The 25767-nt window shown below is 61.8% G+C and carries 29 protein-coding genes and 6 pseudogenes; 23 read left to right on the top strand and 12 right to left on the bottom strand.

From position 1 onward, the window contains the following. Positions 1-188: 188 nt before the first annotated feature. The 3 genes from M1R55_RS20655 to M1R55_RS20665 form a co-directional block, all read right to left on the bottom strand. Positions 189-518 carry a cyclic-di-AMP receptor gene (locus M1R55_RS20655; RefSeq protein ID WP_249395299.1) on the bottom strand — a complete coding sequence of 110 codons (330 nt, stop codon included), beginning with the start codon at positions 516-518 and terminating at the stop codon, positions 189-191. A gap of 265 nt (positions 519-783) precedes the next feature. After that, positions 784-1050, bottom strand: coding sequence for a hypothetical protein (locus M1R55_RS20660; protein WP_249395300.1), 267 nt, complete (start codon positions 1048-1050; stop codon positions 784-786). A gap of 18 nt (positions 1051-1068) precedes the next feature. Next, on the bottom strand, positions 1069-1206 hold the full coding sequence (locus M1R55_RS20665; RefSeq protein WP_249395301.1) for a site-specific integrase: 138 nt from the start codon (positions 1204-1206) through the stop codon (positions 1069-1071). A gap of 232 nt (positions 1207-1438) precedes the next feature. On the opposite strand from M1R55_RS20665, the gene M1R55_RS20670 reads away from it, so the two are divergent. Together M1R55_RS20670 and M1R55_RS20675 are read left to right on the top strand one after the other, a co-directional pair. After that, positions 1439-2164: a ZIP family metal transporter gene (locus tag M1R55_RS20670; RefSeq protein ID WP_249395302.1), complete on the top strand. Its 726-nt coding sequence runs from the start codon at positions 1439-1441 to the stop codon at positions 2162-2164. 107 nt (positions 2165-2271) lie between these two features. Then, the gene (locus tag M1R55_RS20675; protein WP_249395303.1) at positions 2272-3462 is read left to right on the top strand and encodes a transposase; all 1191 of its coding nucleotides are present in this window, start codon (positions 2272-2274) and stop codon (positions 3460-3462) included. A gap of 93 nt (positions 3463-3555) precedes the next feature. Here the strand turns inward: M1R55_RS20675 and M1R55_RS20680 are convergent, their stop codons facing one another. Beyond that, the gene (locus M1R55_RS20680; protein ID WP_249395304.1) at positions 3556-3714 is read right to left on the bottom strand and encodes a tyrosine-type recombinase/integrase; all 159 of its coding nucleotides are present in this window, start codon (positions 3712-3714) and stop codon (positions 3556-3558) included. A gap of 80 nt (positions 3715-3794) precedes the next feature. On the opposite strand from M1R55_RS20680, the gene M1R55_RS20685 reads away from it, so the two are divergent. Together M1R55_RS20685 and M1R55_RS20690 are read left to right on the top strand one after the other, a co-directional pair. Continuing rightward, positions 3795-4109, top strand: coding sequence for an IS1 family transposase (locus M1R55_RS20685; RefSeq protein ID WP_249395305.1), 315 nt, complete (start codon positions 3795-3797; stop codon positions 4107-4109). A gap of 158 nt (positions 4110-4267) precedes the next feature. Continuing rightward, positions 4268-4933, top strand: coding sequence for a TSUP family transporter (locus M1R55_RS20690; protein WP_256566039.1), 666 nt, complete (start codon positions 4268-4270; stop codon positions 4931-4933). 9 nt (positions 4934-4942) lie between these two features. Here the strand turns inward: M1R55_RS20690 and M1R55_RS20695 are convergent, their stop codons facing one another. Further along, on the bottom strand, positions 4943-5323 hold the full coding sequence (locus tag M1R55_RS20695; RefSeq protein ID WP_249395306.1) for a hypothetical protein: 381 nt from the start codon (positions 5321-5323) through the stop codon (positions 4943-4945). Positions 5324-5412: 89 nt separating this feature from the next. Between M1R55_RS20695 and M1R55_RS20700 the strand changes: the two genes are divergently transcribed. Next, positions 5413-5589, top strand: coding sequence for a hypothetical protein (locus M1R55_RS20700; protein WP_249395307.1), 177 nt, complete (start codon positions 5413-5415; stop codon positions 5587-5589). Positions 5590-5763: 174 nt separating this feature from the next. On the opposite strand, the gene M1R55_RS20705 is transcribed toward M1R55_RS20700, so the two are convergent. Continuing rightward, positions 5764-6225: a GNAT family N-acetyltransferase gene (locus M1R55_RS20705; RefSeq protein WP_249395308.1), complete on the bottom strand. Its 462-nt coding sequence runs from the start codon at positions 6223-6225 to the stop codon at positions 5764-5766. Between the two features lie 125 nt (positions 6226-6350). Here M1R55_RS20705 and M1R55_RS20710 point away from each other — a divergent pair, with 125 nt between their 5' ends. Beyond that, the gene (locus M1R55_RS20710; RefSeq protein WP_249395309.1) at positions 6351-7799 is read left to right on the top strand and encodes a PLP-dependent aminotransferase family protein; all 1449 of its coding nucleotides are present in this window, start codon (positions 6351-6353) and stop codon (positions 7797-7799) included. Between the two features lie 107 nt (positions 7800-7906). After that, positions 7907-8622: pseudogene (locus M1R55_RS20715) on the top strand (IS6 family transposase). Positions 8623-8776: 154 nt separating this feature from the next. Here the strand turns inward: M1R55_RS20715 and M1R55_RS20720 are convergent. Further along, a complete protein-coding gene (locus M1R55_RS20720; protein WP_249395310.1) occupies positions 8777-9898 on the bottom strand; it encodes a DUF4384 domain-containing protein in 1122 nt (373 codons plus the stop codon). Positions 9899-10084: 186 nt separating this feature from the next. On the opposite strand from M1R55_RS20720, the pseudogene tnpA reads away from it, so the two are divergent. The 7 genes and pseudogenes from tnpA to M1R55_RS20750 form a co-directional block, all read left to right on the top strand. Continuing rightward, a pseudogene (gene tnpA, locus M1R55_RS20725) lies at positions 10085-10519 on the top strand (IS200/IS605 family transposase); the annotation flags it as partial. An 88-nt stretch (positions 10520-10607) separates the two neighbouring features. Next, a pseudogene (locus M1R55_RS20730) lies at positions 10608-10688 on the top strand (IS6 family transposase); the annotation flags it as partial. Positions 10689-10725: 37 nt separating this feature from the next. After that, positions 10726-11199, top strand: a complete 474-nt coding sequence (locus M1R55_RS20735; protein ID WP_249394927.1) for a helix-turn-helix domain-containing protein — start codon at positions 10726-10728, stop codon at positions 11197-11199. Between the two features lie 255 nt (positions 11200-11454). Then, positions 11455-11688, top strand: a pseudogene (locus M1R55_RS20740) (transposase); the annotation flags it as partial. Positions 11689-11868: 180 nt separating this feature from the next. Further along, a pseudogene (locus tag M1R55_RS32300) lies at positions 11869-12396 on the top strand (DDE-type integrase/transposase/recombinase); the annotation flags it as partial. Between the two features lie 68 nt (positions 12397-12464). Beyond that, positions 12465-12764: a transposase gene (locus tag M1R55_RS20745; protein WP_249394620.1), complete on the top strand. Its 300-nt coding sequence runs from the start codon at positions 12465-12467 to the stop codon at positions 12762-12764. Continuing rightward, entirely contained in the window at positions 12761-13606 is an 846-nt protein-coding gene (locus M1R55_RS20750; protein ID WP_249394621.1) for an IS3 family transposase, read from the top strand. Before M1R55_RS20745 ends, M1R55_RS20750 begins: the two co-directional genes overlap by 4 nt. A gap of 286 nt (positions 13607-13892) precedes the next feature. Here M1R55_RS20750 and M1R55_RS20755 read toward each other — a convergent pair whose 3' ends face one another. The 5 genes and pseudogenes from M1R55_RS20755 to M1R55_RS20775 all read right to left on the bottom strand — a co-directional run bounded on the left by M1R55_RS20755 (position 13893) and on the right by M1R55_RS20775 (position 16782). Next, on the bottom strand, positions 13893-14534 hold the full coding sequence (locus M1R55_RS20755; protein WP_371827248.1) for a transposase: 642 nt from the start codon (positions 14532-14534) through the stop codon (positions 13893-13895). Then, positions 14464-15234, bottom strand: a complete 771-nt coding sequence (locus tag M1R55_RS20760) for an IS4 family transposase (protein WP_249394876.1) — start codon at positions 15232-15234, stop codon at positions 14464-14466. The genes M1R55_RS20755 and M1R55_RS20760 overlap by 71 nt, the downstream gene beginning before the upstream one ends. A 73-nt stretch (positions 15235-15307) precedes the next feature. Continuing rightward, positions 15308-15490, bottom strand: a pseudogene (locus M1R55_RS20765) (DDE-type integrase/transposase/recombinase); the annotation flags it as partial. A 162-nt stretch (positions 15491-15652) separates the two neighbouring features. Continuing rightward, the gene (locus M1R55_RS20770) at positions 15653-15838 is read right to left on the bottom strand and encodes a hypothetical protein (protein ID WP_249394877.1); all 186 of its coding nucleotides are present in this window, start codon (positions 15836-15838) and stop codon (positions 15653-15655) included. A 257-nt stretch (positions 15839-16095) separates the two neighbouring features. Continuing rightward, positions 16096-16782, bottom strand: a complete 687-nt coding sequence (locus tag M1R55_RS20775) for an NAD(P)H-dependent oxidoreductase (protein WP_249394878.1) — start codon at positions 16780-16782, stop codon at positions 16096-16098. Positions 16783-17248: 466 nt separating this feature from the next. Here M1R55_RS20775 and M1R55_RS20780 point away from each other — a divergent pair, with 466 nt between their 5' ends. The 9 genes from M1R55_RS20780 (at position 17249) to M1R55_RS20820 (ending at position 25765) form a co-directional block, all read left to right on the top strand. Continuing rightward, complete coding sequence (locus M1R55_RS20780; RefSeq protein ID WP_249394879.1) at positions 17249-18652, top strand: MmgE/PrpD family protein; 1404 nt, start codon at positions 17249-17251, stop codon at positions 18650-18652. Continuing rightward, positions 18645-19196: a thiamine pyrophosphate-binding protein gene (locus tag M1R55_RS20785; RefSeq protein ID WP_249394880.1), complete on the top strand. Its 552-nt coding sequence runs from the start codon at positions 18645-18647 to the stop codon at positions 19194-19196. Before M1R55_RS20780 ends, M1R55_RS20785 begins: the two co-directional genes overlap by 8 nt. Before the next feature lie 134 nt (positions 19197-19330). Beyond that, positions 19331-19786 carry a thiamine pyrophosphate-dependent enzyme gene (locus M1R55_RS20790; protein ID WP_371827249.1) on the top strand — a complete coding sequence of 152 codons (456 nt, stop codon included), beginning with the start codon at positions 19331-19333 and terminating at the stop codon, positions 19784-19786. A gap of 7 nt (positions 19787-19793) precedes the next feature. Continuing rightward, on the top strand, positions 19794-20582 hold the full coding sequence (locus M1R55_RS20795) for a LamB/YcsF family protein (RefSeq protein WP_249394882.1): 789 nt from the start codon (positions 19794-19796) through the stop codon (positions 20580-20582). After that, entirely contained in the window at positions 20579-21727 is a 1149-nt protein-coding gene (locus M1R55_RS20800; RefSeq protein WP_249394883.1) for an acyl-CoA dehydrogenase family protein, read from the top strand. Before M1R55_RS20795 ends, M1R55_RS20800 begins: the two co-directional genes overlap by 4 nt. Next, entirely contained in the window at positions 21728-22867 is a 1140-nt protein-coding gene (locus tag M1R55_RS20805; RefSeq protein WP_249394884.1) for a CaiB/BaiF CoA-transferase family protein, read from the top strand. Beyond that, positions 22864-23787, top strand: a complete 924-nt coding sequence (locus M1R55_RS20810; RefSeq protein WP_249394885.1) for a CoA ester lyase — start codon at positions 22864-22866, stop codon at positions 23785-23787. Before M1R55_RS20805 ends, M1R55_RS20810 begins: the two co-directional genes overlap by 4 nt. Further along, positions 23784-24287 (top strand): MaoC family dehydratase, encoded by a 504-nt coding sequence (locus M1R55_RS20815; RefSeq protein WP_249394886.1) that lies wholly within the window; start codon positions 23784-23786, stop codon positions 24285-24287. Before M1R55_RS20810 ends, M1R55_RS20815 begins: the two co-directional genes overlap by 4 nt. Further along, positions 24284-25765 (top strand): aldehyde dehydrogenase, encoded by a 1482-nt coding sequence (locus tag M1R55_RS20820; RefSeq protein ID WP_249394887.1) that lies wholly within the window; start codon positions 24284-24286, stop codon positions 25763-25765. The genes M1R55_RS20815 and M1R55_RS20820 overlap by 4 nt, the downstream gene beginning before the upstream one ends. Positions 25766-25767: the final 2 nt, after the last annotated feature.

Below are 25767 nucleotides of genomic sequence, written 5' to 3' on the forward strand. Positions count from 1 at the left end.
GCCACGAGTACAAGACCAACGCCTACAAGTTCGCCCTGATCCGTACCCTGAACGACCTTCTAAACTTGGCAAGCGTGCAATCAGAGCAAGCCGTGATGATGGATGGCCACCGAACAGGCTGCGAAGTACGTGAGCGCCGAGCAATGGCGATCAGCGTCGGCTACTCTGGGTGTGCTTTCACTCTGGCCTTAAACCTTGACGAACTCCTGCACACCCATCACGAACATGACCGCGCCGCCTACGGGCACTTCCACTGGGTCACTGACCAGGCCCTCGTTCCGTTCGCCCATCGGCATGCCGGGGGTCACGAGGCGGGTGCGGGCGCGGCAGGTCTGCTGGACATGCCGTTTCAACTCGGCCAGCCGTTCATCGGTCACGCCGATCATGAGGGTGGTATTGCCTTCGCGCAGGAAGCCGCCGGTGCTGGCGAGTTTCGTGACGTCAAACGCGTTCGCGGTCAGCACCCGAACCAGCGCAGAGGCGTCTGCATCTTGAATCACGGCCAGCACGAGCTTCATGAGGCGCAGGATACCAGAGCGGCGGTGAGGGCGGCGTCAGGGGCACGGGACTGTGGGTGATATGGCTGGGGCATCTCTTGGTCGTCCGTTGACTGAGTCTGGCGAACGAGTCAGAGGCCTTGTTCATTGCCGAGGTCAATCGATCCAAGCTGCCAAGGACAACGTGCTTCTGGGAGCCTCAAGACCACTCAACGGACGACCAATAACGCAACCAAGCTCGAAACTCCGACGTGGCCTGCCGTTCACCAACCTGCGAGTGCGTCCTCTAGGGCTTGGTCACTCCATTTGGCGTAGACGCGGGTGGTTTCGATGCTGCTGTGGCCGAGATGGCGGGCGGTGTACTCGAGGCTGCCGGTCTGCCGAACGGGGCGGGAGCCCGCGTAATAGCGGAAGGCGTGCCCCGGTAACGGGTTTCGGCCCGGTTGGCGATGACCTGGAGGCGCCGCCGGGCGGCAGTCTGGGTGCCACCAAAGACCGTCCCCTTTCGGGGCAAGGCCTGCAGAGCAGCGATCAAGGTGCGAGTCAAGGTCACGCGGCGGCTTGTACTGCCTTAGCCGTGACGAACGATCAGAACGCCGCCGGGCAGGTCGTCAAGCTCGTTCCAGGTTAACTGCAGTGCTTCCTTGATGCGGAGGCCCCTATGGGCGCAGAGAAGAATCAAGGCGCGGTCGAAGCGTTCGGAGAGCAAACAGTCGACTCAGGTCACGGTTTCGGAAGCAACGGGGTTCGGGTGTGATTCAGGGTGAACTGATGCCGACAGACCCGGCACAGATCCCGCTGTGTCCCTGGAGAGGCATGACCGTTGTTGACCATGTAGACCCCCTTGCACGCTGGACACGTCAGGCTGTTCATGCGTTATTGAACTGCGATCATTTCAAGAATCCACAACACCCAGAGCATGAGAAAGCTAGAATCTCATCATGCTCACTGCAGTGTTATGGGGCTTGGCGGGTGGAAGTTCTCTGGTGGTCGGTGCCCTGTTAGGCTTATTCGCGCCGATCAAGAAGAAGATTGTCGCGCTGATTATGGCCCTTGGGGCTGGTGTACTGATCAGTAGTGTCGCCTTCGAATTGATGGACGAGGCCTTCAAGCAGGGCGGATTTGACGCTGCAGCGACCGGATTATTATTGGGAGCAGTCACATTTTTTTTAGGCGACCTGGCGATCAACCGTGCAGGTGGAAAGCACCGCAAGCGGAGCGAAGGTCAACAGGAAGAAGGCAATGCTTCCGCCATCGTCCTCGGGACATTGATGGATGGAATACCCGAATCTGTTGCGATCGGCGTCAGCCTCTTGGCCGGGGGAACAGTCAGCTGGGTCTTCCTCGCTGCAGTGTGCATGAGCAACATCCCAGAAAGTTTGAGTGCCACGGTTGGATTAACACGTGCAGGCCATCGACCGCTCCGAATTATGCTGATGTGGACGGCCATCGCGCTCCTCAGTGGGGCCGCATCCGGGTTGGGCTACATGCTGTTGAACAACGCCGATGCGAACTTGACGGCTGGAATTCAGGCGTTTGCTGCTGGGGCGATTCTGACCATGCTCTCGTCGACGATGCTTCCAGAAGCCTACGCGGAGGGTGGAGCCATGATTGGATTGGCGACCACGTGCGGGTTTTTGGCAGCGTTCGTTCTTGGACATTTGTAGTGGCCAACGAAGGTGGTTGTGGGCAGTGGACTGAGGATGAGATAAGGGGGCTGACGGCCTGACACAGAGTATGAGAAAGCGTCCCCGGTAGGGGACACTTTCTGTTTGTGAAGACTGAAGATGTCACCGGGGACGCGCCCCGACTGTACCAAGCTCTCCTGCCCCACCTCCACCCCGCCCTATGGAACGACGTCCGCAACACCCGTACGCTGGCGTGGAGGGTCAGCGGCCTAGTGCTGTCCCAGAGCGTTTCCATCCCCTCTTGGCTGCCGCACATCTACTCCCAGGCCACGGTCGCTCAGACTACCGAACGTCGCTGCCGACGGTGGCTGGAGAATCCAGCCATCGACCCTGGCAGCGTGGATGGCCCCCTCATCACCCAAGCCCTGCGGGATTGGGGCCCGCATTCCCTGACGCTGGCTCTGGACACCAGCATCTTGTTCGGACGTTTCTGTCTGATCCGCGTGGCCGTCGTCCCCCGCGTCCTTGAGCATGCCAGCGCTCAGGTCAGTCCCGAACAACTCCTGCCTGTCCTCGCCGAGGCTAAAGGCTTGCTGGATTTCCTCGGGCTGCACGATGTTCGACTCTTGGCGGATCGGGGCTGTTGCGACACGGCACTGATGGGCTGGCTGCGGGTCTGTGGCTGGCACTTCCGCATCCGCATCAAATCGAACCTGATTCTGGCCGCTCCAGACGGGCAACGAGTCTGCACCATCGGGGAAATCAAACTTGCAGTGCGCGAAACGCGCTTCTTCCACAACGTCACCCTCACTGGATACCGATTCGGGCCGGTGCATGTCGCTCTGGGCCGTCTCACGGACGGCCCAGAGCAGTGGCAGGTGGTGAGCGATGAACCCACCGGTCTTGGAACGTTTGCTGCGTCCGGCGAACGCCTCCAAATGGAGGAAGGATTCTTGGATGACAAAAGCGGCCTCTTCGGTCTGGAGAATGCCAAACGGCGTGATGCCGCCAGTCTCGAACGCTTGATCCTCGTCATTGCCGTGGCGACGCTCCTGCTCGTCTTCGAAAAACTCCACATCGTGCAGCAGGGTGGTCGCAAAACCATCGATCCCCATTGGAACCGCGCCCTGAGCTCTTTGAAGCTTGGTTTACGTGGCTGCCTCTTCGCGTTGAGCCGGGGTCGGGCAGGACTCAACCGGCTGACCCTCCAGGGGCGCCGATCCGGCGCCTCCCGGACGTCGCAAGAAATCGCAAGTCAGCCCTGTGGACGCTTTGGAAGGCGGCTGGGTGCTCAGATTTCGCTCTCCCTCATAAATTGTGTAAGGCCGTCAGGATAAGGGGGACACAGCGGGGCTGAAACGCACCCATTGCTTGGATCAGGCCACCCAGAAGGTGCAGCTTCACCAGCCTGCGAAGGCTTTATCCAGGGCTTAGTCGCTCCATTTGGCGTAGACGCGGGTGGTTTCGATGCTGCTGTGGCCGAGATGGTGGGCGGCGTACTTGAGGCTACCAGTTTGCCGAACGAGGCGGGTTCCGGCGGAGTGACGGAAGGCATGCCAGCCTCGGTAACGGGTCTCGGCCCCTCGCACCGGCTGCGCTGGTGCTGGAGTGCGACGAGTGATGCACCTTTGTGGCACAGCAGACAAAGAACATCTGGATTTGACTCGCTATGAACCGCGCCACCCGCCAGATCGTCGGCTGTTTCATCGGAAACCGAAATGCTGCTGGAGCCTCCCTGCTTTGGCAAAGCCTCCCTACCCCTTGTCTCGATGCCGTGTGCCATACCGACGGCCTGAGTGCCTCCACGGGCGTGGTGTTCGGTGCGCTGCACGTCATCGGCGGGACACAACGTCTCGAACGGTTCAACGCCACGTTGCGGCTCCGGATCGCTCATTTGGTACGCAAGAGCTTGTCCTTGAGCCGCAAACAAGAGCATCTTGAACTCCTGATCTGGTTGTTCATCCACCGCGACAACGCGTCATGACGTCGAAGCCACGACCTATCGCACGCTCGTGTGACCCCTTGCAATCCTTGCATTTCCAGTGCTTAGAAATCCTCCTGATATTGTCCCTTTGTGCGCACAAGAGCTGTCTCACCTCACCTATGAGTTCTGAGTTCCTGCTTGTCAGCGGTGTGGTGGCGTTGAGCGCCGTGATTCAGGGCGTAGCAGGAATGGGATTTGCACTGCTCTGTGCACCGTTCCTCATTCAGGTTTTTGGGCCGACGGAGGGGGTCAAACAAGTGGTCTTGCTCTCCCTTGTTCTCAACGCGGTGTATTTCGGACGTGAAGTGAAGGGCGCACGCCTCAAAGACGCGTTAAGTCTCCTGTTGCCGTCCTTACTGGTGGCCCCCCTCTTGGCTTCTTGGTTTAGGAAGTTCAGTCCGGATGTATTGCTGGTGATCGCAGGGACAATCACGATTATTAGTGCGATCCTCCTGGCCTTCGGTGTCCGGACGACCCAACTTGAGGGCAGGGCAGGTGCGCTTGGTGCAGGCGTGATGAGTGCTGCCATGAACGTGGCAGGGGGGCTCTCTGGGCCTGCTGTGGCAATGTATGCCGTCAGCGCCAGATGGCCTGTGACAAGCATTCGACCGACGCTTCAACTCTTTGGCATCGGGGTCAATACCGTGACGCTGTTAAGTTTGGGCAGTCCAAATATGCAGCACCTGCCGTGGATTGGCTTGATGCTTGGTGTAGTGGGAGGATTCATCCTCGCTCCTAAGATTTCCTCAGAACGAATTCGGCCTCTGATCCTGAGTCTGGCGTTCATAGGAGGGGGTTGGATCGTACTTAAAGGCTTGTGGTGAGGCGCGAAATCAAAGGCTGGCAGCCAGCACAGCCCACGCCACATCCTCATTCGGCATCGGGTGTTGAGCTAAGTACTTGAGCAGGTTACTCAACACTTCACCGGGTGGTCTGCCCTGCTTCACAGCGGCTTCAGCCGCGGCGTAGGCAAAGGGCACGAAGGCAGGGGGGCAAGCCGTCAGCAGCGCGATGCCCGCTTCTGCCGCCGTGCAAAAGCCCGTGTCTACGGCGTCCAGTATCCTGAAATAGCGCCGATGCTGCGCTCGTTCGCTGGGCTGCTGGAAGACATAGTTACCGCAGGCATTACAGCGGCGTACCCGTTGGCCGTCAAGCGCAAGGAATACCGGACAGCTCCGGCAAGCTTGACGCCCTCTGTGAGCCTCAACACTCAAGACCGCTTTACGGGGTTTGCATCCTCTGACAAGGTGAACAGAGGACAATCGAAGTCTCAGAGGAAATCAAATTCCAGAGGAGGTGACAGATGACGCGTCATGACGAAGAAGAGCAGCGTACAAAGACCCGTCCGCCTGAAGCGGTGCCGGAAGAGCACGGTCAACCTGAGCCCACAGATCACCAAGGTCAGGAACGCCCGAATCCCAGCACAGGGCCGGGCACGCATGGTCGGCCTTCAGACGATGCAGATCCCGGCCACAGCTGAGTACCGGTCTCCTCTAGCGAATCCGCCCCCGCTTCGTGTGCGCGGGGGCATTTTTGCTTGACCCTCGTCCCATGCATCGCGTGCCCTCACGCCTGTCGAACTCGCCGGTTCGGACGCTGCTGGGCACTGAGTATGCTTCAACCCCACACGCTTACTCCGACCACCAGTGGATGTTCAGACGCTCATCTGCATAAACACATCGGCCCGGGCAAACCGTGGAAACGGCCATTCGTCAGGGCTCAAGCGTTCAAACCCCACCGATTCGTACAAGCCAATGGCGGAGACTAGGCTGCGGCTGCTGGCCAGGAAGAGCTTGCATGCGCCCAATGCCCTGGCCTCTTCAACCGCATGCATCATTAGTTGCCGGCCGATTCCCCGCCCACGGTACTCGGGCGTTACGGCCATCTTCGCGATCTTGTAAGTGCCTGAGCCGTACGCCATCAGAGCGACACCCCCCACCGTCTTGCCCTCACAGTGAGCCAGGTACACCTGCCCACCGGGCTCGATCACCACACGCTCGGGGTCGTTCAGCAGATCCAGATCGCTCTGCTCCAACTCAAAATAGGCCGTGATCCATTCGACATTCAGATCACGGAACGCCTGTGCCTCAGAGGCACCGCTCATCGGGGCAATCATGACGGCCTCACGGAGGTGTTGGTCTCTCCCTCTGATACTGTTGCTGGTCATTTTTGGTTCCTCCAAGGGGCACAATAGAAAAATCTGGTGCCACAAAATAGAACCAGTCTTGATACGATGGCACCATGACCCAGCGCAAAATTGCTGCGACCGTATTAGCGCAGCTCCTTGGCGGCTGGACTGGCCGAGGCCCGGCTTACCTCAACCTTGCCCACAGTCTTCAGCACCTGATTCTCGACGGACGCCTTCCCCTGGCGGCGTACCTTCCCAGCGAACGCACGCTCGCCGAAGCCTTAGGGCTCAGCCGCAACACCATCAAAGCTTCGTACAACGTCCTTCAAGACGAAGGATTCCTGTACCTCCGCCCAGGCGTACGCGGAGTCATCCGCCTTCCTGCAGGTGCCAGCACACCCGGTGTCCCGCTTCCTCCCCTGACCCATCCCCACCTGCTTGATTTCGCTTCTGCCGCTCTCCCGGCGCCGGAAGGCCTGATCCATGAGGCGTATACCCACGCCCTGACGGCTCTGCCGACCTATCTCCCGACCCATGGCTACCTGCCACTTGGCCTGCCGGCGCTGCGCAGTGCAGTTGCGGCGCGGTATGCAGCCCGCGGTCTACCCACCACGGCCGAACAGGTCGTGATCACCTTCGGCGCGCAGCACGCCCTCAGTCTGATCGTCCGGGTGTTCACCAGTCCGGGAGACCGGGTGCTTGTTGATCAACCCACCTACCCGCACGCGCTCGATGCGTTGAGGGGGGCGAGCTGCCGAATTGTGCCCGTCGCCCTGACGCCCGAGGGGTGGGATCCTGACGCGTGGGCTGCGGCCGCGCGGCAGACCTCCCCCCGTCTCGCGTACCTCATTCCCGACTTCCACAACCCCACCGGGCATCTGATGCCTGACGCAGTCCGGACGCAGATCACCCGGCTGTGTCGTGAAACGCGCACCCTCCTCGTGGTGGACGAAACGCTCACCGATCTCGCCCTGGACGTCCCGGTGCCGTCGCCTTTCGCCGGCAATGACCGATATGACACGGTGGTGAGCATCGGTTCGATGAGCAAGTCGTTCTGGGGGGGTTTGCGCCTGGGGTGGATCCGCGCGCCGCGGGACGTCGCCGAACGTCTGGGGGCGGCGCGCTCGTCCGTTGATCTGGGCACACCAGTCGTGGAGCAGCTGGCGGGGGCCTGGCTCCTGCAAGACCCGGGCCCATTCTTGGAGCGGCGCCAACAGCAACTCCGCGAACAACGGGAGGTGCTGACCGAGCAACTGAACCTGCAGCTGCCCGAGTGGATCTACCGCCTTCCCGAAGGAGGGCTCTCGCTGTGGGTCACGCTCCCGCAGCCGATTGGACCAGCCCTCGTGGCGCAGGCCACTCGTTTTGGCCTGCGCCTGACCGCTGGAGAGCGTTTCGCTCACGACGGCCTCCTCGCACGCCAGTTGCGTCTGCCGTTTACCCGTCCGGCGGCCGAATTGCACGAGGGGGTCACGCGGCTCGCTACCCTGTACCGGGAACTTGTGAGCGATGATTCCCGGCGCAACGATCCAAGAGTCAATGTCCAGCTCGACATGTATTGAGATCAGTCTAAGTGGTTGTGTTGCCTTCACTGTCCCAACCCGCTGGTCTTAAGCCATGCACTCTAGGGCGGTGTTGCCTTCACGCGGTTGGGGTCAGGTGACCGTCCGTGAACGACGCCAAACCTCACCGCCACCGATGCCCGACGAGCATCATCGGGGACACCCTTTGGTTGTCCCACCGCTTGCCGTTGAGCGACCGAGACGTCCAAGAAGTGCTCCACGGGCGCGGCACCCTGGTCAGCCATGAGACCTTACGCGAATGGTGCATCCCGCCCATTCAGCTCTCTGTTCACTCAGGACCTGCGTCACCCTGAACCCCGGCGGGGTTCGGGGTGGCATTTGATTGAGGTCTACACCACGGTGGACGGCAGCGGACACTGGCGCTGGAGAGCGGTGGATGAGGACGGGATTGTGCAGGGCATCGTGCTTGGGCAGCACCGAGACCGAGGAGCCGCGAAGACCTTCCTGACCAAGCTGTTCAGTGAAGATGACGTCCCAGGGGTCATCCACACCGGGTCAGCTCTGGAGCTATGGGGCAGCGATCCGGGAACTCCCGAGCGTGAGGGGCGTCAATCACCAGCCGGTGGTCGCCACGGCACGCGGCAATAACCGAGTTGGACAATCACACCGTCCCACACGGCGCCAAGAGCGAGGTCAACAGGGGATGGGGCGGAAGAAACGCGCGCAGGAGGTGTCGAAGCTGCACGCCCGAGTGGCAAACCTTCATCACCACCCCCCAAGGGGCGCTGCCGCGACACACAGACGAAGCACTCAACAACACGCGTTCCCGACGTGGTCAATGCTCTCGGCAGGGGTGGCCTGAACTTCAGGCCACCCCTGCCCTCCGTCTGCTACAGGTCAAGTGAAGGCAACACAACCCCGGGGCCTGATGGCCTTCGCGCACGGGCAGTGACAGGCTTAAAAGCCACACGTGAGGCGGCCCCAGGAACACTCCTGGGGCCGCCTTTGAGATTCGTTTAGTAGCGGTAGGTCGTGGTTTCGCTGACGTTGACGCGCACGGTGCGGTTGGCACCACGGTCCACGGTCAGGGTGACGGTGCTGCTGCCGCGAACCAGGGTACCGGTGAAGCCGCTCCCCGTGGCGCGGGTCTGCTGCACCGCGTAGCCGTCAGCCTGAAATTCACGAACCTTCTGGTCGTAGGCGCTGCGGGCAGGGTCCTGCATAGTGTTGCCGGCTATGGCGCCCAGCAGATTGCCGATGAAGTCCAGCACAGGGCTGCCGGTGCTCACGGGGCCGGTGTTGACCGGACTGGGAGCAGGCACGACCGTCAGGGGCCGGGCAAACTCCACGTTCAGGTTGGTGGTGCCGCCTGCACGGATGGCGATGGTGGTGCTGTAGTCCGAGTAGCCAGGAGCCTGCACAAGCACGGGGTAGGTGCCAGCGCGCAGAGTGCTGTAGGTGATGTTCGCGCCGCCCAGTCGCTGCCCATTGAGCAGCACGGTGGCGTTATTGACGTTGGTGCCCACAAACAGGCTGCCGGTCGTCACGGGAGTCTGCGCCGCCACGGTGTAGAAGGCGGTATCGCTGACCCAGCTGTTCTGGGGCAGTGGATTGACCACGATGCTCAGGGCCTGGGCCAGACCGGCCTGTCCGCCCTGGGTGTTGACGGTAGCGAACTGATCCTGGGTGCCCCGGAACGAGCTGATCTGGTCCAGGTTCAGAGGGGTCAGGCTGGCCAGCGCCAGCACCTTGTTCTGGCCGATGGGGCCGTCCACCGAGTAGGTGAAGTTGTCGCCGGGCGCAGGAAAGCTCTTGGTGGTGTTCGCCTTGACGAAGTTCTCGCCGCTCAGGCGGTTAGGCAGCACCTGATCCACAGTGCCGTCGGGGTTGACGTTGAACAGGTAGACGTAGGCGTCGCGGTTGACGCTGGCGCTCACCATGATGTTCTCACCAGTGCGGTAGGCGGGGTTCTGGGCACCGCTGGCGTCCTTGTCCACCCGCACGCTGACCTGAAGGTCAGACTGGATGGGATTGACGATGATGCTCTGGGCGCTGATTTTGGCCTGGGCACCAGCGACGCTGAGGGTCGTGGCGGTACCGAGGGCCAGCAGGGCAGTCAGGGTGGATTTGGCTTTCATGACTGGCAGTGTGCCGCGCGTCCATGACCGCGCGCTGATGTCACCTGACGGCAGTGTTCACAGTTCAGAGGCTGTCTGGAAGGTTGTGTTGCCTTCACTGTCCCAACCCGCTGGTCTTCAGCCATGCACTGGAGTGCGAGTCTTTCAGATGCTGGAACGGATCAGGCCACCGGGTAGCGTTGAGCAGTGCGCGGGAGTCGGTCAGGAAGTCATACGGTCAGTCGGCTGACGGTATATCTGGTGTGGGCGACAACGTACCGGTATCACGTCTTAGTCGGTGAAGTGAACCTTCGATGCCGCGAACTCCTGATTCACATTGGCGGTGCGGAAGACGTTGGCATGTTGAAGGGCGTCGTGAGGTGCGATCCGGTGCAGCTGCACTTGGAAGATCCACCTGCGCGGTCGGGGAGTGCTCTGGTGAAGCGGCTCAAGGGGCGCACTTCCCGGGTGCTCCAGAAAGAATTCCCCCATCTCGTTTTTCGAGATGGGGGACGACACTGTTGGGGCGTGGGATACGGAGCATGGAGTCCGGGGAACATCACCGAGGGGCTGGGGCAGGATGATCTCGAACATCACCAGAGCGGTTCCAATCAAGCGCAAGACACGTTCCTGCTCTCAGATGGAAGGCGACCCCCGTCGCTCCCAAACCCCTGCACTGAAAGTGCAGGGTCGTTTAGTGGTTTGTGGGGTAGGCTGACTCTCCAGAACTGACCCAAAACCGTATCGTCATCGGTTCCCGATGGCCATCACGCAGTACGCGGTTTGGCTCTCCCACCGCTTTCCGCTCAGTGACTAGTACAGCGTTTTGCAATTTAGTAGAGTTAGTTATGCCTCGCCCTCTGCTGTACAAAGTGGAATTGAGCCCTGAGCAGGAACAGACTCTCAAAGCCATCACAACGAAAGGGACCCACAAGGCGCGGGTCATGACCCGCGCTCAGATCTTGCTGATGGCCCATCGGCAGATGGGTGATCTCGCGATCAAGGAAGCCCTGGGGATCAGTGTGCAGATGGCGCAGTCGATCCGAAAACACTTCGTGCTCGGAGGGCTGGACGCGGCGCTCTATGATGCCCCACATACGGGTCGACCCGCGAAATTCACTGGCCAGGATCGGGCGGCGATCACGGCACTGGCGTGCCGTGAGGCTCCCACAGGCCATGCCCAGTGGAGCGTTCGCCTGCTCGCCGAAAAAGCCGTGGAATTGAACGTGGTAGACGGCATTGCGCCGTCCACGGTGTTCTACATCCTGAAAAAAACGCGCTCCAGCCGCACCGCAAAAGGCAGTGGTGCATCGCGCAACTGACGGCAAAGTTCCTGTGTGAGATGGAGCGTGTCCTGGACGTGTATGCCCGGCCCTATGATGAACGCTTCCCCGTGTTGTGCTTCGATGAGCAGCCTTGTTTCCTGATCGGCGACGTGATGGCCCCGGTTCCGATGGAACCGGGACGAGTCGCCAAGCAAGACTATGAATACGAGCGATTTGGAAGTGGCGCGGTGCTGCTCGCGGTTGAACCCCAGACTGGTCGTCGGTTTGTGAACGTGTGCCCGACGAACGGCCGAGGAATACACGGCATTCATGGAGGAGCTGGAACGGGCCTACCCAGCAGCGGTACAGATCACCCTGGTGCAGGACAACCTCAATACCCATCATGGGGGCAGCTTCTACAAGTGGATGTCCCCAGAACAGGCCCACCGGTTGGTGGGCCGATTCGAGTGGATCTACACGCCGAAACACGCCTCTTGGTTAAACATGGCGGAGTTGGAATTCAGCGCTCTTCAGCGGCAGTGTTGACATCGGCGGATTCCTTCGCTGGAACGACTTCGTTCCGAAGTCGAGGCCTGGGTGGCCGCGCGTTCACGCGCGGCCATCACACTCAACTGGCAGTTCTCGACTCAGGCCGCCCGACGAACCCTCGGACGCCACTATGAAACCATTCGTATTAATTGAACGCTGTACTAGGACGTTCAAGAATTCACCCACCACGGTGGCACCCTGGTCAGTCATGAGACCCTCCGCGAGTGGTGCATCAAGTTCGAACCCCTCTTTGCAGAGGAACTGCGTCACCCTGAACCCCGTCGGGGTTCGGGGTGGCCTCCGGATGAGGTCTGTACCACCGTTGATGGGATTTGCCCCTGGCTCTGGAGGGCCGTGGACGAGCACGGCTTCGTGCAGGCTTCCCTCCTTCAACGCCACCGCTCTACCGACGCTGCACAAACCGTTCTGACGAGGTTGCTGGGTGAAGACGCTGTCCCAGAGGTCATTCAGACGGATGGGCTGCGGAGCGAGGGAGCCGCAATTCAAGAGGTTCCGAGCCGGGTGAACGTTGACCACCAAGAGGTGATTCGTGACGCCGGATGCAACCACATGGTTGAGCAAGAACATCGTTCAACACGGCGACACGAGCGACGTCAGCAAGGATTGGGGCGGCGAAAACGCGCACAGGAATGTCTGAGTCTGCACGCCCGAACTGAGAATCGTCACTGGAGTGACACCCTCTGACAGGACCATAGACCAAGACACTTCGCCCCAGTCAGCGGATACGCTGATTGCATCGCGAAGGAGATCGTATGCCCGGACGGAACCACAGCCGCGAATTCAAACTTGAGGTCGTCAGCCAGATCAACAGCGGCCAACAGACGACCGCCCAGCTCAGTCGCACCCACTCCCTGGCACCGGGTCTGATGTACCGATGGCGCAAAGAGGTCGAAGCACGTGGTGAAGCTGCGTTTACGGATGGGGCTACCACGGATCGCAGCGACGAACTTCGCATTGCCGAGCTGGAACGGTATTGCGGTCAGCTCGCTCTGGAGAATACGATCCTGAAAAAATCGTTAGCGACGTACCGCTTGAAAAGCGGCACCAAATGATCACGGATGCGCGCTGCGCGCATCCGACGGTGTCGGTACGTCGCTTGTGTGAGTTGCATGCGGTCAGTCGGTCTTGGTATCTGGGTCAACAGACTCGGACAAGGGTGAATCCAGATTTGGATCTCACGAAAGAGATTGAAGCCATCGTGTTGAAGTGGAATGGTTACGGCTACCGACGCGTGACCCATGAGTTGGCCCGTCGGGGACATCGAACCAACCACAAGCGCGTCTTACGGGTCATGAGGGCACAGGGGTTGTTATGTCGTCCCAAACGACGGTTTCAGGCCACCACGGACTCGACGCACAGCGAACGTCGTTTTGAAAATTTGCTGCCGACCGTGGTTCCGACTCACCCCAACCAAGTCTGGCAAGTTGATCTGACCTATGTTCGGGTGAAAGGTGGTTTTGTGTACCTGGCCTGCGTGTTGGACAGCTTCACCCGAGAAATCGTGGGCTGGGCCATGTCCAGGTGCATTGACGCGGCGCTGGCCTTGAAAGCACTCAACAACGCGCTTGGGGCGCGCTGCCCAAGCCCAGGCTTACTGCACCATTCTGACCAAGGGTCTCAATATGCAAGTCGCGTCTATGTCGATCGGCTTCGGGAGGCTGGGTTAATCCCGAGCATGTCCAGAAAGGGAAACCCATACGACAACGCCCGCATGGAAAGCTTTTACAAAACCCTGAAAACAGAAGAAGTCGATCTGCAGGACTATCTTGATTTCGACGACGCACATTGCCAGATCAACCACTTCATCGGTCGGCTGTATAACCAGGAACGTCTGCATTCCAGTTTGGGGTATGTCCCACCTGCCGAGTTCGCCACTCGGTATCATTGCGCCTAGAAGTGACTTGACTGCTGGCCCGGTACTTTGGGTTCATTCCATCACCATCCCTCCCGAAGGGGCGTTTCCGCCCCACCAGAAGAAGCAATCAGAAGCATGCATTCCAGACAGGGGGAATGGTTGCGGTAGGGATGGCCTGATCCTCAGGCCATCCCTGGGCCGTACGCCAAGTGAAGGCAACACCGCCGTTCCTAGACATCCCGGTAACTCAACGGGAAGCGGTGTCGGTAGGGCGTTGGGTCAGTCACTGTCCACCACCTTACTAGTTAACCTCAATGCTAGTAAGTTAAGAAGGTAGTGTGGCACTGGCACGCACTTTTCTTGGGTAACGGGTCATCTTAATTTTAACGACTCGAGGGTATGAGCGAGGTCGCCTGGCAGGAAGAACGAGCAATGCAATGTCGCTGGTCAGTTGCTCCAGATACTGTGGCAGACGACCAGCAGCCACCACCCGCGCGCTGAGCCATAACGTCCGGATCAGCAGCAGGCTGGTTCGGTACGAAATTCGTAAGGGACTGACCTCCAGAAGCCCCGCCACTCGGGCCATTTCCAGGCGCACCAGGTTGTACACCACGGCCAACGCGAACAGTTCCTGCTGAATTCGGTCTGGGGTTTGAGAGCGCAACGCCTCCAATCGTTCCAGGGTATGCGTGTGCAGTTCATCAAACCCCGTTTCGAGTTCCCAGCGCTGATGGTAGAGCTCAATGATCTCGGTCGCTGAGTAACGCTCGGCGTCCAACATGGACGTCAGCAGCCACTGTGGTTTGAAGCCTGGGAGCTGATAGCAGATGACACGGATCTGCATGCTGCGGGGCAGCGTGGGGTCAGACCTGCGCGCAGGTCTGCGAAAGGGAACCTCAGAGGGTGACCTGATTTGGCCCCAGGATCTCCAGCACCGTCCACACCAAGTTGTTCCTGGCCCGGACAAGCCAGTGGCGCTCCTCCCCTCGCTTCTGGTGGCGGTAAAACCGCCCGTAGTCCATCAGCCCCCGGTCGACCAGCAGCACACAGTGATCGGGCAGGTGCTCATCGAAGCTGCTGGAGAGCGATTCCTCGCTCTCCGTATACGCGCCGACCTTTAAGTCCAGCAGGAAGTGCGACCCAAGCGCCATCAGGCCGACGACCCTTGCTTGCGGATAGGCGCTCTCACGGTGGGCACCACTGGGAGGCAGACTGAAGTGCGCCCGGTTCTCATCGCTGTCCGGGACACGGATGGTCGTGCCATCAATACCCAGTACCGCCAAACCACACCAACGGTGGGCGTCAAGCTGCTCATGTCCATGACGGGTCACAACGGCATCGAACAGGTGTTTGAGAGGGGCCGTCCCCAGTCGGTCTCGCGCCTGCACCAGGGCCGCCGAACTGATGATGATCTTCCCGTTGGGATCAGGGAGAACCAGATGCAGATGGTCACACACCGCCTGAATCGATCGGTCGCGCAGGAGCGCCATGCCCAGCATCAGCCAGACGGCCCGTTCTGCAGGAAGCTTCCTGCGACGAACCGAAGCGGTTCCCGTCGCTTCAAGGGCTTGCGTCACCAACGCAGCGTCGAGGCTCGTGGCGAAGGTGCTGAGGTGATCGAGTGGCTGATCGCGGGCCGTGGTCAGCAGTGCGGTGCCAAGATTCATCCTTCATCTTGACACCTTCGACATGGCCCCTAAACCCCTTAACTTACTGGCATTGTAGTTAACCTGACAGAACCGTGTGAATTACGTCTGGCACGTCATCATTCATCAAGAGTCTTCGGAGAGAGGTCTTTGCTGCCTGGGTAGCTCGCCGAGCTTGGACAAGGAGGTCGAGAACAGCACCGGATTCGTCGATGGCCCGCCACAACCAGTGTTTCCTGCCACCGATCTCGATGCACACTTCGTCCAAGAACCACCGAGAACCCCGCCGGGGTTCCCGGTAACGCAGGTCTTCAGTCAGGAGCGGTGCGAACGGGATGTTCCACTGGTGCAGGGGCTCGTGACTGACCAGGGCGCCGCCTCCTCTTCATGCGGTGGTAAGCAGTTCACGAGGTCTCTTCAGCTGTCTACTCGGTTCACCTCAGTACACCTGACCATTGGCAAAAGTCCGGGCTGGAGGAAGATCCGTCCAGTGAATCCAGACCTGATGAGGGTCAAGCTTCAGGTGCTCCACCAATACCCCAGCGATATCGCTCATGGCTTGGCGTACAGTTTCGTCAGGTCGGGGATTGGCCATGACCGTGACCACGAGATGAGGGGTATCCACGGTGCCGTGTAAGCCCTCCTGAAGGTGAGTGAGAGGGGTAACGTGCACCCACAGCAGCTCGGGCGGTACCTTTAACCTGGGAGACAAGCGCTGTACCAGTGCGTCTGCCAGACGCTGAACCTGTTCTGAAGAGTGAAGGTCTGGCGTGTAAAGGGTCAATACAGGCATAGATCTCCTTGCAGCGGTCATCGCCAGAGCAGATGGCATCAGCAATCATCAACAGGACTGAGGAACAGGCGTGCAAGCGGGCAGTCTGGTCAGTGACTGACAGTTGCTCCGGTGTTCCACAACAAGACCGGCCGGGTGTCCAGAGTTGAGAAGGCCTCGCGAACCTGCACCAACTGCTGCGCCCGCTCTTCAGGGGTCTTGCGCACCGGGCTGAAGCTCATGACCGGCGCGAGGACGTTGTAGCCGACGAAATAGAACATGCCGTGCTGAATGTGAAACAGGATGACGTCCATCTCGCCGTCCCGCGCGCCGTGACCGAACATGTCCTCGGTGCTGCCGGTGGTGAAAAGCAACATCGCCCGTCGGCCCTGGAAGCCACCCGTTTCGAAACGGCCGACACTTCCCCCATAGGCTACGCCCATTGCGAACACGCGGTCTACCCAGCCTTTGAGCAGGGCCGGCAGGGAGAACCACCACATCGGGAAGGAGAAGACCAACAGATCTGCGCGCTGCACCTTCTCGATTTCTGCCGCGACGTCCGGGGCGAACGTGCTGTGATTCACGGCTTTGACCTGTTCAACCTGGGGTTTGAAGTGTCCGACCAGTTCATGCTCAAAATCGTTCCGGCCAAGTTCTGGGTTCCAATCCATCTGGTAGAGGTCACTGATCTCGACCGTATAGCCCTGGGCTTCAAGGGATCTGGCGGCCTCCCACATCTGAGCAGAGCAAAAGGATTCAGCTTCTGGATGGGCATGAACGATCAGTGCATGTGGCATGAATGTCTCTCCTAGGAAGCGAAGGTGAATGCTCTGGATGCGGGGCTGAGGAGAGGCGGCTGAGGGCAGCCCCGAGCGGACACTCTGCCCAGGCAAAGGCGCTCACCTCAGCCCAGAGGTAGGCGCATTATTTCGTTCACCGTGCTGGGTGTCTTGAACAGATCCTGGCTTCAGGCTGCGGAAATCAGCACAGGAACCCATCTCCTGTCTGACCAGACCAAATAGCCGCAGCGATTGAACCCATATTGCGGCACAAATTCTCCTGTTGGTCGGCCCCTGGCTCCCTCACCGTGCAGGTGATGCCGAGTCTCGTGCGATATCCGGACGCACAGAATTCAAATTCACGCGACCAGTGTCTTGCCCACCGCCTGTGCCAATTTCCGCAGGAGATACGGGTGAAACGCTCAAGACACTTCGCCGGAACTGGAGGACAATGAACAGCAATTCAACATTGAAGGAGAACCGAGTGACCCACGCTGGAACCAGTGCCGTCCTCGCCGCATTCATGGCGAGTCCTCCCTTTATTCCGGATTCCGTTCTTGAGGATGCCCGCCGGAGCGTCCTCGACGGGCTCGGCTCTCTGCTCGCCGGTTCGCTGGAACCCCCTGCCCGCATTGTCCAGGACCTCGTACGCGGTCTCGGACAGGCTGACGACGCCACTGTCTTTAGTGCTGGACGGGCCAGTGCCGCGGGAGCCGCCCTTGCCAACGGCGTCGCTACGCACATCCTCGAGCTCGACGACATTCACAAGGGCTCCACCGTTCATGCCGCTGCGCCCATCATCCCTGCCGCCCTTGCCGTGGCCGAACGTGAACATCAGAGCGGCGCCGCTTTTCTGCGGGCCGTCGTGCTGGGTTACGAAGCCGCGCTGCGTATCGGGGAAGCCGTCAACCCCAGCCACTACCGCCACTGGCACCCCACCGGCACAGTCGCCACCTTTGGCGCGGCGGTTGCGGCCGGCACCCTGATGGGCCTTGACGAGCGCCAGATGCTTGACGCGCTGGGTACCGCCGGCACTCAGGCGGCTGGCCTGTGGGAATTCAATGCGAGCGGCGCCATGAGCAAAACCCTGCATCCTGGCAAGGCTGCCATGAACGGCGTGATGGCCGCGGATCTGGCCCGGCGCGGCTTCACCGGCGCACCGACCATCCTGGAGGGGCCACGCGGGTTTTTTGCGGCGACCAGCGCCGTCCATGACGCCGAGCGGGTGACCACCGACCTGGGTGAGCTGTGGAAGGTCAGCGAGAACGGCTACAAACTGTACTCGTGCTGCGGCCACACCCACACGGCCATCGACGCGGCTCTCGCGCTGCGCCAAGCCCACGGGTGGACGGCCGAGTGGGTACTGAACCAGGTTCGTGAGGTGCGCGTCGCCACGTACGGCCCGGGCTGGGAGATCGTGAGTGAACGCAATCCCCACACGCCGTACCAGGCCAAGTTCAGCCTGTCATATGTGGTCAGCGCGGCCTTGCTGGAAGGCGCGGTCGGCCTGACCCAGTTCAGTGAGAACCGTTTTGGCCCTTCCGGAGTGACGGAGGAAATGTTGGCCCGCCTGCTGCCGCGGGTCCAACCAGCCGTCTCTGCGGAGCTGACCGCCATGTACCCGGCGGCCTGGCCTGCCCGTGTGGAAGTGGAATTGATTGACGGTCAGGTGCTGCGAGCCGGGGGTGACTTTCCCCGGGGGAATCAGGAGAACCCCGTCAGCACCGCCGAGCTGGAAGCCAAATTCCGCGCCCTCGTTGAGCCCCGCTTCAGTGAGGCAGTGAGTGAACGGGCGCTGGCGCTGGTCCGTCATATCGAAGCGGTCCCCGACCTCGCGGTGGCCAGCGCGGAACTCAACACCCTCTGCCAAGGAGCGCGACATGAGTGAACCCGTTTCAACTTTTCAGAATCCTGCCGGGACATGGTCCCAGGCGGTCTATGACGTCCTCAAAGCGCAGAACGTCCGGCTGGTGCCGTTTGTGCCGGATGGAGGGCACCGTGGCCTGATTGAGCACTGTCAGGCCGACCCGGACATGCGCGCTGTGACGCTCACCACCGAGGAAGAAGGCGTCGCCCTGGCAGCTGGTGCCTGGGTGGGCGGCGTGCGGTCCGTGCTGCTCATGCAGTCGAGCGGCGTTGGCAACTGCATCAACATGCTCTCGCTCCTCAAGACCTGCCAGATGCCCCTCGTCACCTTGGTCACCATGCGCGGCGAGTGGGGGGAGTTCAACCCCTGGCAAGTCCCCATGGGTCAGGCCACTCCGGACGTACTGCGGGCCATGGGCGTTCTGGTCCAGCGGGTGGATGATCCGGAGCTCCTGCCTGGGGAGGTGGACGCGGCCCTGCGGCTGGCGTACAGCACCTACAGTCCGGTCGCGGTGCTGCTCTCGCAAAAGCTGCTGGGCGCCAAGACGTTTGGGAGGAGCAAATGAACGCGCCCCGACTGGAACGCCGGGCGGTCATGGCGCAGTTGCTCGAGGAGCGCGCAGGCCTGCTGGTCGTCACCGGCCTGGGGGCCACCGCCTGGGACCTTGCCTCCCTGTCCGACAGCCCATACGACTTCCCATTGTGGGGCGCGATGGGCGGCGCAGCCATGTTCGGGCTGGGCCTCGCCCTCGCCCAACCGGACCGACCGGTGGTGGTCTTCACGGGGGACGGTGAAATGCTGATGGGCCTCGGCGCCCTGTCGACCATCGCCACCACGCGGCCTTCCAACCTGAGTGTGGTCGTGCTGGACAACGAACGCTACGGGGAGACTGGCTCCCAGCACACCCACACTGCGGCCGGAGTCGACCTCGCCGCTGTGGCGCGCGCCTGCGGGTTCGAGCGGACCACGACCGTCCGGGAGGCGAGCGGCATTCCGGCCTTGCGGGCCGACCTGCACGCCGGTGGGAATCCCCTCCTGGCTGTGGTGAAAGTGGCCCTCACGGCAGACCCCATGACCCTCCCGCCCCGGGACGGCACCTACCTGAAAAACCGCATGCGGGCCGCGCTGCTGGGCCCAACGGCCATCTACGAGTGAGGGGCAGATGTTCGTCGACCTGAATGCCGACGTGGGCGAAAGCTTTGGAGCGTGGACGCTTGGGCACGACGAGGCGCTTTTCCCCTTCCTGTCTTCTGCCAACGTGGCCTGCGGCGTTCATGCCGGGGATCCCGTTACCATGCACGCCACCCTCAAGCTTGCCCGGCAGTTCAACGTGGGGGTCGGGGCTCACCCCGGCTTCCCCGACCGAGTCGGATTCGGGCGGCGCATTCTGGAGGCGAGCCCCGGGGAAGTGTACGCAGACGTGCTGTACCAAGTGTCTGCCCTGGCTGGCATGGCGGCATCGGTCGGCGTGCCTCTCCGGCACGTGAAGGCGCACGGCGCCCTCTCCACCCGCGCCTGGACCCATGCCCCAACCGCCCAAGCCATTGCTCAAGCCGTCTACGACGTGCATCCCACTCTTCCCCTCTTGGTGCTGCCCACCACCTTGCTGGAGACCGAAGCGCGGAAGTTGAGCGTCCCCGTCGTGTTGGAACTCTTCCCGGAACGGGCGTACCTGCATGACGGGCGCCTGGCCCCGCGGAGCCTGCCAGGCTCCAGCATCCACGACCCGCACGAGGCAGCCTGCCGCGCCGTCACGATGGTGAAGGAAGGGCGGACTCAGACCCTGGACGGCGGCTTCTTCAAGTTTAAGGCAGACACCTTATGCATTCATGGCGACAACCCTAACGCCGTAGAGATCGCCCGCGCCATCCGCGCTGCCTTGGAGGCAGAAGGGATCGAAATTCGGGCCTTTGCCGTTCCCCCCCTGTTCCCCCCTGAGGTATCTGCATGACCCTGACCTATCCTGAACTCCGCGAACCGGTTCGTGATCTCTGCGCCCGCTTCGACACCCAGTACTGGCTGGACGCTGAACGCGCCGGCTATCCCGAAGCGTTCGTCGACGCCCTGACCCAGGCCGGCTGGCTCGCGGCCCTGATTCCCGAGGAGTACGGCGGCGCGGGCCTGGGGTTGACCGAAGCCAGCGTCATCCTTGAGGAAATCAACCGGTCCGGCGCGAATTCCGGTGCCTGCCATGCCCAGATGTACATCATGGGCACCCTGCTGCGCCACGGGTCAGATGAGCAGAAAGCGCAGTACCTGCCACGCATCGCCAGCGGAGAACTGCGCCTCCAGTCCTTCGGGGTGACCGAGCCCACCACAGGTTCCGATACCACCCGGCTCAAGACCACCGCAGTGCGCCGGGGTGACACCTATGTGATCAATGGGCAAAAGGTCTGGACCTCCCGCCTTCAGCATTCCGACCTGTTGTTGCTGCTGGCCCGGACCACGCCCCTGGCAGACGTCCGCAAGAAAACAGAAGGCCTGTCCACCTTCCTGGTGGACCTCAGGACCATTGACCGCAGCCGCATGACCGTGCGGCCCATCCAGAACATGGTGGGACACGAGACCAACGAAGTGTTCTTCGATGACCTGGAAATCCCAGACAGCAGCCTGGTCGGGCAGGAAGGGCAGGGGTTCCGATACGTGCTTGACGGCATGAACGCCGAGCGGATCCTGATCGCGGCGGAGTGCGTGGGGGACGGGTATTGGTTTACCGAGCGCTCCAGCCGCTACGCCGGCGAGCGAGTGGTGTTCGACCGGCCAATCGGGCAGAACCAGGGGGTTCAATTTCCGATTGCCCGCGCTTACGTGAATGTGCGCGCAGCGGACCTGATGCGGTATGAGGCGGCGGCCATGTTCGATGCGGGGCAACCCTGCGGCGCCGAAGCCAACATGGCCAAGCTGCTGGCCGCAGACGCGTCCTGGGAGGCTGCGAACGCCTGTCTCCAGACGCACGGGGGCTTCGGCTTCGCCGCTGAGTACGACATCGAACGCAAGTTTCGCGAAACGCGGCTCTATCAGGTCGCGCCGATCAGCACCAACCTGATCTTGTCGTTTGTCGGCGAGAAGGTGCTGGGTATGCCGAGGTCGTACTAGATGCTGCCCCTGGAAGGTCTGCGGGTGGTCGCGCTGGAGCAGGCGGTCGCCGGGCCGTTCTGCTCGCGCCAGCTGGCGGATCTGGGGGCGGATGTCATCAAGGTGGAGCGCCCCGGCGAAGGAGACCTGGCGCGCGGGTATGACGGTGCACTCGGTGGAGTCTCGGCGTACTTTGCCTGGCTCAACCGTGGCAAGCGCAGCGTGGTGCTGGATCTGAAAAGCCCGGATGGAGCAGCGACCCTGGAAAAATTGCTGGGCGGCGCAGACGTATTTGTCCACAATCTCCTGCCCGGGGCGGTCGAGCGTCTGGGCTTCGGGTGGGAGACGGTCCGCGAGCGCTTTCCACGCCTGATCTGGGTGTCCATCTCTGGCTACGGCTTGTCCGGTCCATACGCACACAAAAAGGCCTACGACATGCTGATCCAGGCCGAAGCGGGGGTGATCGCCCTGACCGGCAGCGTGGAGGAGGCCGCCAAAGTTGGCATCTCTGTGGCGGATATCGCCAGCGGGCTGTACGCCCATTCCAGCATTCTCGCGGCCCTGCTGGTCCGTGGGCGCACCGGGCGGGGGGAGCGCATCGAGATCTCCATGTTTGAGGCCCTGACCGAATGGATGATGCCGCCCATGTACAGCCTGATCGGTCAGGGGCGTGCACCAGGCCGCGCGGGGCTGCGGCACAACATGATCGTGCCTTACGGCGCTTACCGCTGTGCAGACGGCCAGGTCATGTTTGCCGTTCAGAACGAGCGTGAATGGGTGAACTTTTGCGCCGACGTCTTGGAGCGCCCTGACCTGACCGACGATGAACGGTTCGCGACCAATGCCCAGCGACTCGCGCACCGCGTCCCACTGGAAGACACCATCGAAGCGGCCTTCGCGGGCCTGAGCCGGGATGAGGTGAGTGCTCGTCTGGAACAGGCTGGGATTGCCAGTGCCCGAGTCAATAGCGTGCAGGAGGTGGTGAACCACCCGCAGTTGCAGGAGCGTCAGCGCTGGACGCAGGTGCAGACGCCCGTGGGCACCATCCCGGCCCTGCTTCCACCTCACAACCTTGGAAGTGAGCGCCCACGCATGGGCCGTGTCCCTGCCCTGGGGGAGCACACCGCCGAGGTTCTGGCCGAACTGGAGCGCGCGCTATGATTCCCGCGCGACTGGAACGCAGCCAGCTGTACGTTCCTGCTCACCGCTGGCACATGATTGAGAAGGCCGTGACGAGCCCAGCAGATGCGGTGGTTCTGGACCTTGAGGATGCTGTACCGCTGGAGGAGAAGATCAGGGCACGGGCGAACGTCATCCGTGCCCTGACCGGGCTGGAGTTCGGAGGGCGGCTGCGGGTGGTTCGCATGAACGGCCTGGACACCCCCTTCGCCTACCGCGACCTGACCGAGGTGATGGAGGCTGCCGGTGAGAGACTGGATCTTCTCATGCTGCCCAAGGCAAACGCTGCCCGGGACGTGCAGTTCGTCGAGACCTTGCTGACGCAGGTGGAAGCGGCTCAGGGCTCCTCACAGGCCACCGGCGTGGAAGTTCAGATTGAAACGGTTGCTGGTGTTCTGAACGTCCGCGAGATTGCCGCGGCCTCTCCCCGTCTCGAAGCCCTGATCTTCGGGCCGGGCGACTTCGCAGCAAGTGCTCAAATGCCCATCGAACACATCGGAGAACGCGGCGCTTACGACGCTGATTATCCCGGTGACCGCTGGCACCACGCCATGCAGTCGATCGTCCTGGCCGCCCGCGCCCACGGGCTGCGCTGCCTGGATGGCCCGTACGCTCCGCTGGACAACCCGGACGGCCTGGCCCGCATGACCCGAATTGCGCGCGGGCTGGGGTTCGACGGCAAGCAGTGCATCCATCCCAGGCAACTGGACGTGGTGAACGCAGCGTTTTCTCAGACGCCAGAGGAGGTGGCGCACGCTCAGGCGGTGGTTGCGGCGCTGCACGAAGCCGAGGAAACAGGCCGCGGCGCCGTCAGCCTGGAAGGCCGAATGGTAGACGCCGCAAACATCCGCATGGCGCAGGTGACCCTGCACCGTTACGCTCAGGAAAGGAGAACCCTGTGACCACCCCCACCAGCAGCGGTCGCTGCTTCGAGGATTTCGAGCCCGGCCAGGTCATCGAACATCCCCTCGGCCGGACCGTGACCCAGAACGACAACATCTGGTTTACTCTCCTGACCAACAACACCAACCCCATCCACTTCGACGCACATTACGCCGCGCACACAGAGTTCGGGCGGCCCCTGGTCAACAGTGCGTTCACCATCGCGCTCGTCACGGGTCTGTCAGTCTCAGACATGTCGCAAAACGCCGTGAACCTCGGCTGGGACGAAGTGCGCCTCCCACACCCGCTGTTCGAGGGGGACACGGTGTATGCCCGCAGCGAAGTGCTCTCACTGCGTGAGTCCCGCTCGCGGCCCCACCAGGGGGTGCTGACGTTTAAGACCTCCGGGTACAACCAGCACGGCACGGTCATCCTAGAGTTCAAACGCACTGTTCTGGTCTACCGGCGCGGTCAGGTGCCCAGCGTGACCTCGAGGCCCAGCATGAAGGAGACCCCATGACGCTGCCCGAGTACCCGCTGTACATTGGCGGCCAGTTCGTCCCCGCTCAGTCCGGCGCATTGGTCGACACCGTCAATCCCTACACCGGGAAGGCCTGGGCGCGCGTCCCGGAGGCTGGGGCGGAAGATGTGAATACCGCCGTGCGTGCGGCCCGCGCCGCACTGGACGACGGTCCCTGGAGCCGCCTGACCGGAAGGCAACGCTCGAAATTGATTCACGGGCTTGCCCAGATCTTGGAACGTGACGCCGACCTGCTGGGAGAGATCGAGACGCGTGATAACGGCAAGCTGCTGCGGGAGATGCAGGGTCAGTGCCGGATGCTGCCCGAGTGGTACGAATACTACGCGGGAGCAGCCGACAAACTGCATGGTGAGACGATCCCCAGCGACAAACCGAACTATTTTATCTACACCCGCCGCGAGCCGGTCGGCGTGGTGGCCGCGATTGTGCCTTGGAACTCTCCACTGCTGCTGCTCACCTGGAAGTTGGCTCCGCTGCTCGCAGCAGGCTGCACGGTGGTGGTCAAACCGGCCGACCAGACGCCGGTGTCGGCGCTGGAATTCGCCCGGCGGGTGGAGGAGGCCGGGTTTCCACCGGGCGTGTTCAATGTGGTGACCGGCGGCGCGGCTGTGGGCGCGGCCCTGGTGGCCCACCCAGGCGTGGACAAGGTGGCCTTCACGGGCAGCACTGAAGTTGGCATCAAGGTCGGGCAGGCCGCGATGGGGCACCTCGCCAAGGTCAGTCTTGAATTGGGGGGGAAGAGCCCCAACATCGTCTTTGAGGACGCCGACCTGGATGCTGCGGCCAACGGCGTGATCGCGGGGATCTTTGCGGCGGGTGGTCAGACCTGCATCGCCGGATCTCGGTTGCTGGTCCATGACTCCATCCACGATGAGTTGGTTTCCCGTGTGGTTAAACGGGCGCAAACCATCACACTGGGGGATCCGCTTGATCCGGCGACTGAGATGGGCCCAGTGGCCTTCCGGGCGCATCTGGACAACATCCTGCGCCGCTGTGAGGCTGGAAAGCAGGAAGGCGCCACGTTGGTGACGGGTGGACGGCGTGCCTCGGGCGGTGACCTGGACGCCGGGTTCTTTGTGGAGCCAACGATCTTTACGGGTGTTCACAGCCGTATGAGTCTGGCAACTGAGGAGATCTTTGGCCCCGTGCTGTCCGTGCTGACCTTCAGAGATGAGGCCGAAGCGGTGCAACTGGCGAATGACTCCCGCTACGCACTGGCAGCGGGTGTCTGGACCCGGGATGTGCAGCGCGCCCACCGTGCGGCACACGCGATCAAGGCCGGCACCGTCTGGGTCAACGCCTACCGCGCGGTGAGTTACAACGCACCGTTCGGGGGGTTTAAGCACAGCGGCTTCGGCCGGGAGAATTCTCTGGAGGCGGTACACGAATACCTCGACACGAAGACCGTCTGGTTGGAACTGAGCGGCGCCACCCGCGATCCGTTCACGATCGGCTGACC

This window comes from Deinococcus sp. QL22 (assembly GCF_023370075.1).
Lineage (GTDB): Bacteria > Deinococcota > Deinococci > Deinococcales > Deinococcaceae > Deinococcus.